This is a genomic window from Streptomyces sp. MAR4 CNX-425 (assembly GCF_048656465.1).
Lineage (GTDB): Bacteria > Actinomycetota > Actinomycetes > Streptomycetales > Streptomycetaceae > Streptomyces.
The window spans coordinates 538,786-551,166 of record NZ_JBMDLF010000005.1 but is presented as its reverse complement, the minus strand read 5'-3'; the positions used below and the strand labels follow the sequence as shown (position 1 = coordinate 551,166).

Here is a 12,381-nt window from a genome sequence, read left to right as displayed (position 1 = left end):
TTGCCACGCCCGTGAACCACCGCACCCCGCCGGCCGGGAGCGGTCTCGCCTCCCGGCCGGCGGGGTGCGGTGCCGTGCCCCGGTCTCAGCTGTTGACCACCGCCGGGTCGGTGGACGACTTCGGCGTCGTTTCCGAGGCCGCGGTGCCCTCCGCCTGGTCGTCGCCGACGGCGATGCCCCGGCGCTTGGAGATGTACACGGCGCCGGCGATGATCGCGATGGCCGCCCCCGCGATGACGATCCGTACGCCGACGTTCGAGTCGTCTCCGTAGGAGAACTTCACCACCGCCGGCGCGATCAGCAGCGCCACCAGGTTCATGACCTTCAGCAGCGGGTTGATCGCCGGTCCCGCGGTGTCCTTGAACGGGTCGCCGACCGTGTCGCCGATCACCGTGGCGGCGTGCGCCTCGCTGCCCTTGCCGCCGTGGTGGCCGTCCTCGACGAGCTTCTTGGCGTTGTCCCAGGCGCCGCCCGAGTTGGCCAGGAAGACCGCCATCAGCACGCCCGCGCCGATGGCGCCGGCGAGGAACGAGGCCAGCGCGCCGACCCCGAGGGTGAAGCCGACCGCGATCGGCGCCATGACGGCGAGCAGACCGGGCGTACGCAGCTCGCGCAGCGCGTCCCGGGTGCAGATGTCGACGACCTTGCCGTACTCCGGCTCCTCCGTGTAGTCCATGATCCCCGGGCGCTCGCGGAACTGCCGGCGCACCTCGAAGACCACCGCGCCCGCGGAGCGCGACACGGCGTTGATCGCCAGACCGGAGAAGAGGAAGACGACCGCGGCGCCGAAGATGAGGCCGACGAGGTTGTTCGGCTGCCCGATGTCCAGACTGAGCCCGAGTGGATCGCCGACGTTGCTCGCCTCGGCCACCGCCTCGTTGACCGCGTCGCGGTACGAGCCGAAGAGCGCCGCCGCCGCGAGGACCGCGGTGGCGATGGCGATGCCCTTGGTGATGGCCTTGGTGGTGTTGCCGACCGCGTCCAGGTTGGTGAGGACCTGGGCGCCGTCGCCCTCGACGTCCCCGGACATCTCGGCGATGCCCTGGGCGTTGTCGGAGACCGGGCCGAAGGTGTCCATCGCGACGATGACGCCGACGGTGGTCAGCAGGCCGGTGCCGGCCAGGGCGACCGCGAAGAGCGCCAGCATGACGGACGTACCGCCGAGCAGGAACGCGCCGTAGACGCTGAGGCCGATGAGCACCGCGGTGTAGACGGCGGACTCCAGGCCGATGGAGATGCCGGAGAGCACCACCGTCGCCGGGCCGGTCAGGGAGGTCTTGCCGATGTCCTTGACGGGGCGGCGGTTCGTCTCGGTGAAGTAGCCGGTGAGCTGCTGGATGACGGCGGCCAGCACGATGCCGATGGCGACCGCGACGAGCGCGAGCACCTGCGGGTTGCCGTCGTGCTCGGCGATGCCGGCGCCGACGCCGTCGAGGTCCGCGTACGACGAGGGGAGGTACGCGAAGACGGCGACGGCCACCATCACCAAGGAGATCACCGCGGAGATGAAGAAGCCGCGGTTGATCGCGGTCATGCCGCTGCGGTCACTGGCCCGCGGCGCGACGACGAACACACCGATCATGGCGGTGACGACCCCGATCGCGGGGACGATCAGCGGGAACGCGAGGCCGGCGTCGCCCAGGGCGACCTTGCCCAGGATGAGCGCGGCGACCAGGGTGACGGCGTACGACTCGAAGAGGTCGGCCGCCATGCCGGCGCAGTCGCCGACGTTGTCGCCGACGTTGTCGGCGATGGTGGCGGCGTTGCGCGGGTCGTCCTCGGGAATGCCCTGCTCGACCTTCCCGACGAGGTCGGCGCCGACGTCGGCCGCCTTGGTGAAGATGCCGCCGCCGACCCTCATGAACATCGCGATGAGCGCGGCGCCGAGGCCGAAGCCCTCCAGCACCTTGGGCGCGTCGGCCGCGTAGACGAGCACGACGCAGCAGGCGCCGAGCAGGCCGAGGCCGACGGTGAACATGCCGACCACGCCGCCGGTGCGGAACGCGAGCTTGGTGGCCTCGTGACTGACCGCGGTGAGGTCCTTGGCGGGCTCGCCCTCGCGGGGGGTGGCGGCGCGCGCGGCGGCCGCCACGCGCACGTTGCTGCGGACCGCGAGCCACATGCCGATGTAGCCGGTCGCGGCCGAGAACGCGGCGCCCACCAGGAAGAAGATCGAGCGTCCGGCCCGCTCCGACCAGTCGTCGGCGGGCAGCAGCATGAGCAGGAAGAACACCACCACGGCGAACACGCCGATGGTGCGCAACTGGCGGTACAGATAGGCGTTCGCGCCTTCCTGCACCGCCGCCGCGATCTTCTTCATATTGTCCGTGCCCTCGCCGGCGGCGAGTACCTGACGGAGCAGCACCACGGCGACCGCGAGTGCGGCGACCGCGACCACGGCGATGATCGCCACGATGGCACGGTTGCCGCTGGTGAGTTCCACGGCCAGTAGGTGGTCCTGCTGTAGTGGGGTGAAATGCCCCGCCATTCGTCCTCCTTGACGTACGGCACATGGGCGCGCGGCAGCCCCGACTGCGGTATCGGCGGTCGGGGTTTGGGCGGCCGCAGCGCTCAGGCGTCCTGAGCTGCAAGTTGTGGACGGATTGTAGGGAGCGGAACTAGATCAAAACAGAGCGTCCCCCGGGGAATTCGGCTCCGACGACGATCAACGCCGCGCGGGGCGCCTGCCAATTCGCTCGAAAGAGGGATGCGGGAAGGCCGCGGCTATGGCGGGAAAATGATCTCGGCGCGCGAAGAAATCGCTGCTCAGAAGCGGCTTGATCTTGAAATGCGCGGGTCAAGGGGCGCGGCTGGAGCGCTACGGGGCGGGGCGGGCCGGACACGGGAGGGCGCGGCCGGGCGCCGAAGTGGACAGATCGACAGTTGGCCGGAGTCGACCGGGAGCGGGGGCGCCGGCGGGCCCGAGCCGACCGGGCGCGTTGCGGGAGGGGTGGCCGGGAGCGCGGTCCCGGGCGGGATGCCGGGAGCGCGGTCGCGGGCGGCGTGCCGGACGGGGCGGGAGTGTCGGAGGGGGCAGGGGCGCCGGGCGGGGCGGGTCGCCGGGCGGGGGCGGGGGTGTCGGCGGGCCGTCAGGAGCCGGCCGCGGCGGTGGCGGCCGGCCAGCTCATCCGGATCGTGCCGCCGGACTCGCCCGCGGTCACCTCGACGTCGTCAACCAGGCCGCTGATGACCGCGAGGCCCATCTCGTCGTCGACATCGGCGTCGTCGCCGGGCGCGGCGGCCGCCGACCCGTCGCCGTCGGGGTTCGGGTGGGTCTCCGCGGTGCTGCGGGCGGCGGGTACGTGACCGGGGGCCGTCGGCGCGTCGTCGCCGACCTCGATGGAGAACTTCTTCTCCTCCTCGGTGAGCACCACCCGCACCGGTCCCGACAGCCCGTTGTGCTGGTGCAGCCCCACGGCCCGCAGACAGGCTTCGCCGACGGCGAGACGCACCTCGTCGAGCACCGCCTCGTCCACACCGGCCCGGCGCGCCACCGCGGCCGCCACCAGGCGGGCCGTGCGGACGTGCTCGGGAAGGGCACTGAAGCGCAATTCAACGGTGGGCATGCCATCCCCTTCACGTCATCCCACGCCATCCCGTGTCGGCACGGGAAGCATCCGTACCGGAGCCAACCGCAGAGGGACCCGGCGCACGGCCCGGTCCCTCCGCCATGTCTGGCGCCTGTGTCAGTCCTTCGCGGCGACGGCTTCGTCGACCGAGGTGTGGATGGGGAACACCTTGGTCAGGCCCGTGATACGGAAGATCTTCAAAATGCGCTCCTGGTTGCAGACCAGCCGGAGCGAGCCCTCGTGGGCCCGCACCCGCTTCAGCCCGCCGACGAGGACGCCCAGACCGGTGGAGTCGAGGAAGTCGACCCGCTCCATGTCGACGACCAGGTGGTAGCTGCCGTCGTTGACCAGCTCGACCAGCTGCTCGCGCAGCTTGGGGGCGGTATACACATCAATCTCGCCACCTACTTCGACGACCGTGCGGTCGCCCACGGTACGAGTCGACAGGGACAGGTCCACGGATCCTCCAGCACCTTTCAGCGAGCGGCTGCCCCGGTCGTCCCCCGCCGTCCGGCCGGAGACGGATCGGCATCCGCCATGGCATTCAATCACTTCCCCCGGGGCGTGCACGACGCCTTGGGGGCATTGTCCGTCGCATCGGTGACACACTCGTGCCGATGGACGTGAACGAGTGGGGGGACGCGAACGAGCCCGGAGCGGCTCGCGGCGCCGACGGCGCCCGGCCCGGCCCGCGCCCCGGCGCACCCCACGGCACAGCGCCCGGACCACCGGTGGAACCACCGGACGGACCGGTGGGACCGGCGGGATCGGCCGGACCGCCGGACGGCGCGGCGCACCGCACGGCGGCGTACGCCCCCGCGGGCGGCACGGCGCACGTCGCGCCGCGCACCGCGCTGCACCGGCTCGCCGCCCGGGAGGACCGCGCCGCTCGCATCACCCATACGGAGCACCTGCCCCCGCGCGGCGGGCGGCATGCCGATTGGCCTGCGGGCATCCGGCCGGAGGTGGTGGCCGCCGTCGAGGCCGCCGGGATCGCGCGGCCGTGGGCCCACCAGGCCGAGATGGCCGCGCACGCGCTCGCGGGCGAGTCGGTGATCGCGGCCACCGGCACGGCGTCGGGCAAGTCGCTGGCGTATCTGGCCCCCGTCCTCAGCGCGGCGCTCGACGGCTCCGAGGCCGCCAACGGGCGGGGCGCGACCGCCCTGTACGTGGCGCCGACGAAGGCGCTGGCCGCCGACCAGCTGCGCGCGGTCAAGGCGCTGGCCGCCCCGCTCGGCAAGGCAGTCCGCCCGGCCGTCTACGACGGCGACACGGCCGCCGAGGAGCGCGAGTGGGTCCGCCTCTACGCCAACCTCGTCCTCACCAACCCCGACATGCTGCACCGCGGCATACTTCCCGGCCACTCCCGGTGGTCCTCCTTCCTGCGCGCCCTGCGGTACGTCGTGATCGACGAGTGCCACACCTACCGCGGCGTCTTCGGCTCGCACGTCGCCCAGGTCGTCCGGCGGCTGCGCCGGCTCTGCGCCCGCTACGGCGCGGACCCGGTGTTCCTCCTCGCCTCCGCCACCGCGGCCGAGCCGGGGCGGTCGGCGGAGCGGCTGACCGGGCGGCCCGTGGCGGAGGTCACCGACGACGCGTCGCCGCGCGGGGAGGTCGCGTTCGCCCTGTGGGAGCCGCCGCTGACGGAGCTGCACGGCGAGCGGGGCGCGCCGGTGCGGCGCACGGCCACGGCGGAGTGCGCGGAGCTGCTGACGGACCTGGCGGTGGGGGGCGTACGGACCGTCGCCTTCGTCCGCTCCCGGCGGGGCGCGGAGCTGGTCGCCATGATCGCCCAGGACCGGCTGGCGGCCGTCGACCGGGCGCTCGCGGACCGCGTCGCCGCCTACCGCGGCGGCTACCTGGCGGACGAACGGCGGGACCTGGAGGCCGCGTTGCAGTCCGGCGAACTGCTGGGGCTGGCCGCGACGTCCGCGCTGGAGCTGGGCGTGGACGTGTCGGGGCTGGACGCCGTGCTGCTCGCCGGCTACCCGGGCACCCGGGCCTCGCTCTGGCAGCAGGCCGGCCGCGCGGGGCGGTCCGGGCAGGGCGCGCTGGCGGTGCTCGTCGCGCGGGACGACCCGCTGGACACGTACCTGGTGCACCATCCGGAGGCGCTCTTCCGCCGGCCGGTCGAGTCCACCGTGCTGGACCCGGACAACCCGTACGTCCTCGCCCCGCACCTCTGCGCCGCCGCCGCCGAACTGCCGCTGACCGACGCCGACTTCACCGGCGGCACCGCGCTCTTCGGCGCCGGGGCCGCCGGGCTGCTGCCGCAGCTCGCCGACCGCGGGCTGCTGCGCCGCCGCGGCGGCGCCGGGCCGGGGGCCGCCTGGCACTGGACCCGGCGGGAACGCGCCTGCGACCTCACCGACATCCGCGGCGGGGGCGGCCGTCCCGTCGACGTCGTGGAGGACGGCACCGGACGGCTGCTCGGCACCGTCGACGCCGCGGCGTCCCACACCACCGTCCACGAGGGCGCCGTCCACCTCCACCAGGGCCGTACCTACGTCGTCCGCACCCTGGACCTGGAGGACAACGTGGCGCTCGTGGAGCGCGCCGACCCCCCGTTCACCACCGTCGCCCGCGACACCACCTCCGTCTCCGTGCTGGAGACCGAGCGCGAGGTCCCGTGGGGGGACGCGCGGCTGTGCTTCGGGTCGGTGGAGGTCACCAACCACGTGGTCTCCTTCCTGCGCCGCCGGCTGATCACCGGCGAGATCATGGGCGAGACGAAGCTCGACCTGCCGCCGCGGACCCTGCGCACCCGCGCCGTCTGGTGGACCGTCACCGACGACCAGCTGGACGCGGCGGACGTCGCCCAGGACCAGCTGGGCGGCGCCCTGCACGCCGCGGAGCACGCCGCCATCGGCATGCTGCCGCTCTTCGCCACGTGCGACCGCTGGGACATCGGCGGGGTCTCCGTGCCGCTGCACGGCGACACGCTGCTGCCGACGGTCTTCGTCTACGACGGCCACCCCGGCGGCGCGGGCTTCGCCGAACGGGCCTTCGGCGTCGCCCGCGACTGGCTCGCCGCGACCCGCTCGGCGATCGCCTCCTGCGAGTGCGACACGGGCTGTCCGTCCTGCGTGCAGTCCCCGAAGTGCGGCAACGGGAACGACCCGCTGGACAAGGCGGCGGCGCTGCGGCTGCTGACGACGCTGCTGGCGGGCGCGGAGCGGGACCCGGAGCAGGTGCCGGAGCGGGTGCCGGGCCCGAGGCCGGAGCCCGGGCCGCCGGGACCGCCGGGACCGGAGGCCGAGTCCCCGGCCGCCGAAGCGGCCGGGAAGGGTGCCGGGGAGGCGGCCGGGGCCTGACCCGGCCGCGTACGGAGCATCCGCTCGCCCCCGTACGGCCGCGCCCGCCGCCCGGCCACAACCACCAGCCCGCCGCGCCGCCGCAACCACCAGCGCCCGCCGCGCCCGCCCCGCCCGCCGCAACCGCCCGGCCCGCCGCCGCCGCGCTCAGCCGGCGGCGTCGAGCCGCGCCCGCTGGTCCGCCGTCAGCTCCAGGTCCACCGCCGCCAGGCTCTCGTCCAGCTGCGCCACCGACGAGGCACCGACCAGCGGCAGGACCGGCACCTCCCCGCCCATCAGCCAGGACAGCACCACCTGGTTCACGGTGGCATCCGCCTCCCGGGCCACCGCCCGCAGCGCCTCCAGCCGTGCCGGGGTACCCGGGTGGTCCAGCTCGTGCCCCAGCGGCTTGTCCGCGCGGACGTAGCCGCCGGCCAGCAGCGGCGAGTACGCCACGAGCGTGAGCCCGGGGTTGTGGCGTACGTAGCTGAGCAGCGCCCCGTCCGCGCCGCCCGGCGAGCCGTCCGGGTCTATCTCGCTGGGACGGTCGGTGCGCCGGCGCAGGTAGGTGTGGTGGTACTGCAACAGCTCGTACCCGGCGAGGCCGCGCGCCGCCGCCAGGGCCCGGGCCCGCTCCACGCGCCAGACCCACTGGTTGCTCACCCCCAGCAGCCCGACGGAGCCCTCCGCCACCAGCGCGCCGAACGCCTCGACGGTCTCCTCCTGCGGCACCCCCATGTCGTCGATGTGCGCGTACAGGACGTCCAGCTTCTCCACCCCGAGCCGCTGCCGGCTCTCCGCCGCGGACTGCCGGATCACCTTCGCAGACAGGCCCTCGGCGTTGTCGACGTAGGAGGTGCCGGGCGCGAGCGGCCGGGCGCCGAGCTTGGTCGCGATGACCACCTCGTCCCCGATGCCGCGGCTGCGCCGCCACCGCCCGAGCAGGCTCTCGCTCTCGCCGCCCTGGCGGCCGTTGACCCAGAACGCGTAGTTGTCGGAGGTGTCGACGAACGTGCCACCGGCCTCGACGTAGCGGTCGAGGATCGCGAACGACGTCTCCTCGTCGGTCGCGGTGCCGAACAGCATCGCGCCCAGGCTGAGCACGCTGACCTCGCGGCGGTGCCGCGGGTCTGCGCCGATCGTGCGGTACTTCATACGGAGTCCTTTCCTGTGTCGGCCACGGGCGGAGTGTGCGGGCTGGAGCACGCTCTACCGCAACCCCGGCGCCAGCCCCGCGAGCCGCGCACGGCGGCTGCCGGAGGTGGCATGAGGAGCGCTCGCGGGCGGCCCAGCGGCCGGTGCACGACCGGCAGGCGGCGGAGCGCCGCCGCAGGACCGGGGCCCCGCCCCGGGCGGCGAGGACGCCCACGCCGACCGGCACCGCCTCCTCCGCCCGGGCACGGAATCCGGCCGGGGGCCGGGGTCCGGCGCGGGAGGCGGGCTCGGACGGCGGGCCCGCGCGGGAGCGGACCTCGGCGGTGAAGCGGCCGGTACGGGCCGCCGCCACGACGTCCGCGACCTCCCCCGCCACGGCGCACCGCAGCAGCCGGGCACCCTGCGCCTTCGCCACCCGGCGGGCCGCGGTGCAGGCCGCCGCCTCGCCGAGCAGCGCCCGTTCCGCCGCCGCCAGCGCGGCGAGGTCGGCCGCGCCGCCCGCGCGGTGCCGGGCGTGCACCGCCTGCCCCAGGCTCAGCGCCGCCGCGAACACCGCGCACAGCGCGAAGCACGTCAGCGCCGACCACACCGTCGCCCCGCCCCGGTCATCGAACGGTCTCCTCCGCAAGGGCGACCGCCTCCCCTCCGAGGCCGAGGGACAGCGGCCCCGGTCCGGGGGCCGCCGCCCGCACCCGTACCCGCACCAGGTCGCCGTCCCGGCCGACCGACACGGTCGCGCCGCGCGGAGCCGCGGCCAGGGCGGCGCCGCGGACGCCGGCGGCGGGCTCGCCACGGGCCGCCGCCCGCGCCCCCGCGCGGGCGGCGTCGACGCACTGGATCTGCGCGGCCGCGGCCATGATCGCCCAGATCAGCCCGAGGGCGAGCAACACCAGCGCGGGCAGGGCCACCGCCGCCTCCGCGGTCACCACCCCGGCGTCGCCCCGCCCCGGCGGGCGGGCAGGCCGCGGCCCCGGCCGCGCGGGCGCGTGCCCGGGGCGCCACCCGGGCGCCGGTGAACGCCGCGCCGGGTCCGGCCCCGCCGGCGCGTGCCCGGGCGGGCGGACGGCCCGTACGCGGGCCCGCCCTCCCGGCCGCGCGGCGGCGGGACGCGCGGCCCGCGGCGGCCGCCCGTCAGAACGGGACGTCGAGCGCACGTTCCACCACCGCCTGCAACGTGCCGCTGACCGCATCGCTCGTCACCACCTTGTACAGCACCCCCGCGAACCCGACCGCCGCGATGGTGCCCACGGCGTACTCCGATGTCGTCATCCCCGCGTCCCCGCCGAGCCTCCGTGCGCGCCCGCGCACTCTCCGGACAAACCAGCCGGCCATCTCACACCCCCGTGTCTCCGTGTACGTGTACGTGTCCGTCATCCGTTGCCGCCCAGCAGCTGCGCCGCCAGGCCCATCACCACCGGCGCCACCCCGACCGCCAGGAACGCGGGCAGGAAGCACAGCCCCAGCGGGCCCGCCACCCCGACCCCGGCCCGGCGGGCGCGGGCCGCCGCCGCCCGGTTCTCCTCCGCCCGGCACTCGGCCGCCAGCCGGGAGACCGCGTCGACCACCGGCACCCCGGTCTGGCCCGCCTGCTCCAGCCACCCGGCGAGGCGCGCGGCGCCCGGTATCTCCGCGAGGGGCGCCCAGGCCGCGCGCGGGTCGCCGCCGAGACGCAGCTCCGCGGCACCCTGCGCGAGGCGGTCCCCGACCGGGCCGCCCAGCGAGCGGCCCACCTCCGCGGCGGCCTCCCGCGGCCCGGCGCCGGCCGCGAGGCAGGCGGCGACGAGGTCGGCGGCCAGGGCGAGGTCGGCCCCGGTGCGTACGCCGGCGTCGCGGCGTGCGACGGTGGCGGTCCGGCGCTGCCACCGCCGTATGCCGTACGCGGCGGCGAGTCCCGCCACGGCGCCGGCCGCGCCGCCCACGAAGATGAGCACCGCGGCCCCCGCGAGCAGGCCCGGGCCCCACCGCACCGCCGCCGCCCGAAGGTGTCCCGCGGCCCACTCCCGCCCGCCGCCCGGCCGACCGGCCCACGGCGGCGGTGCGGACGGCGCCAGCGGGCCCAGCACGGCGGGCAGCCGGCGACGCCGGGCGCGGGCGCGCCAGGACGCGCGGGCCGCGTCCGCCGCGCCGTACGCGGCGGCCAGGACGGACATCGCCGTCCACAGGCTGTGGATGAACTCAGCGCGCATGCGCACCCCGCACGATCCGGCCGGTCCAGGCCAGCCCCGCCCACTCCAGCAGGCAGCCCGCCGCGAGGCAGAGCAGCCCCGCCGGCGTGTGCAGCAGCACCCGCAGCGGCGACGCGCCCAGCGCCGTGCCCATCAGCAGCCCGAAGACGGGCAGCAGGGCCAGCAGCAGGGCCGTCGCCCGCGGACCGGCCAACTGGGCCCGCAGCTCGTCCCGTTCGTCCCGCTCCGCGCGCAGCGCCGCCGCGACCCGGTCCAGCCCGTCCGCGAGACCGGCGCCGCCGCCCGCGGCCGCCTGCCAGCAGGCGGCGACGCCGGCCAGCCCCTGCGCCCCGGCCTCGCCGGCCGCCCCGCGCAGGGCAGCCGGCACGTCGCCGCCGAACCGGGCGGCGGCCAGCACCTCGGGGCCACCCGCCGGGCCGCCCGGCGCCGCGGCGAGCAGCGCCTCCGCCGGCTGGCGGCCGGCCCGCAGCCCGCCCGACACCGCCGCGCACAGCTCGATCACGGCCGCCGCCCGGCGATCCTCCGCGGCGCGCCGCTCCCGGCCGCGCAGCCGCCGCCGCACCAGCGGCACCGCCGCCGCTCCCGCGAGCAACGGCAGCCAGGACGCGCCCAGCAGCCCCACCGCGGCCCCGGCGGGCACGCACCACCACTCCCGCCGCGCGCCCCGGGTCCGTACGGCACCGGCCACCCGCCCAAGCGGCCCGGTCCGCGCCGCGCTCCCCGGCGCTCCGAACAGCGCCCGGGCCCGCCGCACCGCGGGCCTCCGTCCGCCGGCCAGCACCACGGCCGCCCCCGCGCACAACGCCGCCCCGTACACCGGCGCCACCGCCGTCACCTCCCCGCTCACTCCGCTCCCCCGCCCCGCTCCAGCAGCCGCTCCAAGCGCGGCCACCCGGCCCGCCGCGCGAACCCGCCGGGCGCCCACACCGCCGCGGGCACCGCCGTCACCAGGCCCCCGCCGTCGCGCTCCAGCACGTGCACCTCCGCGATGCGCCGGCGCCCCCGCCGGTCCCGCACCAGGTGCAGCAGGACCGACACCGCCGCCGCCAACTGGCTGTGCAGGGCGGGCCGGTCGAGCCCGGCGGCCGCGCCCAGCGCCTCCAGCCGCGCGGGCACGTCGCCCGCCGCGTTGGCGTGGATCGTGCAAGCGCCGCCCTCGTGGCCGGTGTTCATGGCGGCCAGGAGATCGACGACCTCGCGGCCCCGGGCCTCGCCCACGACCAGACGGTCCGGACGCATCCGCAGCGCCTGCCGCACGAGGTCCTGGAGCGTCACCTCGCCGACGCCCTCCTGGTTCGCGGGGCGGGCTTCGAGCCGTACGACGTGGGGGTGGTCCGGCCGCAGCTCCGCCGACTCCTCCGCCAGCACGATCCGCTCGTCCCGCCGGACCAGCGACAGCAGCGCGCTCAGCAGCGTCGTCTTCCCACTGCCCGTGCCCCCGCTGACGAGGAACGACAGCCGGGCGTCGAGGAGTCCGCGCAGGAGCCGCGCACCGCCCGGCGGCACCGTGCCGGCGGCGGCCAGCTCCGCGAGGCTGAACGCGCGGCGCCGCACCACCCGCAGCGACAGGCAGGCCGAGCCCACGGCGACCGGCGGCAGCACGGCGTGCAGCCGGGTGCCGTCGGGCAGCCGGGCGTCGACCCAGGGGCGGGCGTCGTCGAGCCGCCGCCCGGCGACGGCGGCGAGGCGCTGCGCGAGGCGCCGCACCTCACCGGCGTCCGCGAACCGCACGCCGGCCCGCTCCAGACCGGCTCCGGTGTCCACCCAGACCTCGTCCGGCGCGGTGACGAGCACGTCGGTGACGTCCGGCCGGGCCAGCAGCGGCTCCAGCGGCCCGCTGCCGACCATCTCCGAACGCAACGCGCCCACGACGGCCAGCACCTCGGTGTCGCCCAGCAGCCGACCCTCCCGGCGCAGCGCGGCGGCCACCCCGGCGGGCGTCGGCTCGCCGCCGCTCTCCGCCAGCCGCCGCCGCACGGCCCGCACCAGCTGCCCGGACACCGCGCCGGGGCGCCCCGGCGCACCCGGGCCTGCCCGGCCGGGCGCCGGCCCGGGAGGCACCTGCCCGGACCGCGGCGGCAGGCCGCCCTGCCCACCGGCCGTACGGGCCGGGACAGTCGCGTCGATTCGCGCGCCGGCCCCGCCGCCCCGGCCGCGCGCCGGTACGGCCGGAGCCGG

At 76.7% G+C, this 12,381-nt stretch carries 10 protein-coding genes and 1 pseudogene; 1 reads left to right on the top strand and 10 read right to left on the bottom strand.

The annotated features are described in order from the left end of the window. Positions 1-85 precede the first annotated feature (85 nt). The 3 genes from ACHZ99_RS18065 to bldG form a co-directional block, all read right to left on the bottom strand. The gene (locus ACHZ99_RS18065; RefSeq protein ID WP_420305627.1) at positions 86-2,488 is read right to left on the bottom strand and encodes a sodium-translocating pyrophosphatase; all 2,403 of its coding nucleotides are present in this window, start codon (positions 2,486-2,488) and stop codon (positions 86-88) included. Positions 2,489-3,089: 601 nt separating this feature from the next. Then, positions 3,090-3,566: an ATP-binding protein gene (locus tag ACHZ99_RS18060; protein ID WP_420305626.1), complete on the bottom strand. Its 477-nt coding sequence runs from the start codon at positions 3,564-3,566 to the stop codon at positions 3,090-3,092. Between the two features lie 120 nt (positions 3,567-3,686). Then, the gene (gene bldG / locus ACHZ99_RS18055; RefSeq protein WP_018835875.1) at positions 3,687-4,028 is read right to left on the bottom strand and encodes an anti-sigma factor antagonist BldG; all 342 of its coding nucleotides are present in this window, start codon (positions 4,026-4,028) and stop codon (positions 3,687-3,689) included. A 158-nt stretch (positions 4,029-4,186) separates the two neighbouring features. On the opposite strand from bldG, the gene ACHZ99_RS18050 reads away from it, so the two are divergent. Continuing rightward, positions 4,187-6,883 carry a DEAD/DEAH box helicase gene (locus tag ACHZ99_RS18050; RefSeq protein WP_420305625.1) on the top strand — a complete coding sequence of 899 codons (2,697 nt, stop codon included), beginning with the start codon at positions 4,187-4,189 and terminating at the stop codon, positions 6,881-6,883. A 147-nt stretch (positions 6,884-7,030) separates the two neighbouring features. On the opposite strand, the gene ACHZ99_RS18045 is transcribed toward ACHZ99_RS18050, so the two are convergent. From ACHZ99_RS18045 to ACHZ99_RS18015, 7 genes and pseudogenes are all read right to left on the bottom strand, one after another. Continuing rightward, positions 7,031-8,017 (bottom strand): aldo/keto reductase, encoded by a 987-nt coding sequence (locus ACHZ99_RS18045; protein WP_420305624.1) that lies wholly within the window; start codon positions 8,015-8,017, stop codon positions 7,031-7,033. Between the two features lie 355 nt (positions 8,018-8,372). Further along, positions 8,373-8,570 (bottom strand): annotated as a pseudogene (locus ACHZ99_RS18040) (Rv3654c family TadE-like protein); the annotation flags it as partial. A gap of 52 nt (positions 8,571-8,622) precedes the next feature. Further along, complete coding sequence (locus ACHZ99_RS18035) at positions 8,623-8,946, bottom strand: TadE family type IV pilus minor pilin (RefSeq protein ID WP_420305623.1); 324 nt, start codon at positions 8,944-8,946, stop codon at positions 8,623-8,625. Positions 8,947-9,148: 202 nt separating this feature from the next. Beyond that, positions 9,149-9,349 carry a DUF4244 domain-containing protein gene (locus ACHZ99_RS18030; protein ID WP_420305686.1) on the bottom strand — a complete coding sequence of 67 codons (201 nt, stop codon included), beginning with the start codon at positions 9,347-9,349 and terminating at the stop codon, positions 9,149-9,151. Between the two features lie 38 nt (positions 9,350-9,387). Then, positions 9,388-10,209, bottom strand: coding sequence for a type II secretion system F family protein (locus ACHZ99_RS18025; protein WP_420305622.1), 822 nt, complete (start codon positions 10,207-10,209; stop codon positions 9,388-9,390). Beyond that, positions 10,193-11,050 carry a type II secretion system F family protein gene (locus ACHZ99_RS18020; protein WP_420305621.1) on the bottom strand — a complete coding sequence of 286 codons (858 nt, stop codon included), beginning with the start codon at positions 11,048-11,050 and terminating at the stop codon, positions 10,193-10,195. The genes ACHZ99_RS18025 and ACHZ99_RS18020 overlap by 17 nt, the downstream gene beginning before the upstream one ends. After that, a complete protein-coding gene (locus tag ACHZ99_RS18015) occupies positions 11,047-12,192 on the bottom strand; it encodes a TadA family conjugal transfer-associated ATPase (protein WP_420305685.1) in 1,146 nt (381 codons plus the stop codon). The genes ACHZ99_RS18020 and ACHZ99_RS18015 overlap by 4 nt, the downstream gene beginning before the upstream one ends. Between the last annotated feature and the right edge of the window lie 189 nt (positions 12,193-12,381).

Excerpts from the sequence above, each read along its gene's own strand:
- ACHZ99_RS18065 (WP_420305627.1), bottom strand. The coding sequence starts at position 2,488 with ATGGCGGGGCATTTCACCCCACTACAGCAGGACCACCTACTGGCCGTG.
- ACHZ99_RS18060 (WP_420305626.1), bottom strand. The coding sequence starts at position 3,566 with ATGCCCACCGTTGAATTGCGCTTCAGTGCCCTTCCCGAGCACGTCCGC.
- ACHZ99_RS18050 (WP_420305625.1), top strand. The coding sequence starts at position 4,187 with ATGGACGTGAACGAGTGGGGGGACGCGAACGAGCCCGGAGCGGCTCGC.
- ACHZ99_RS18045 (WP_420305624.1), bottom strand. The coding sequence starts at position 8,017 with ATGAAGTACCGCACGATCGGCGCAGACCCGCGGCACCGCCGCGAGGTC.
- ACHZ99_RS18030 (WP_420305686.1), bottom strand. The coding sequence starts at position 9,349 with ATGGCCGGCTGGTTTGTCCGGAGAGTGCGCGGGCGCGCACGGAGGCTC.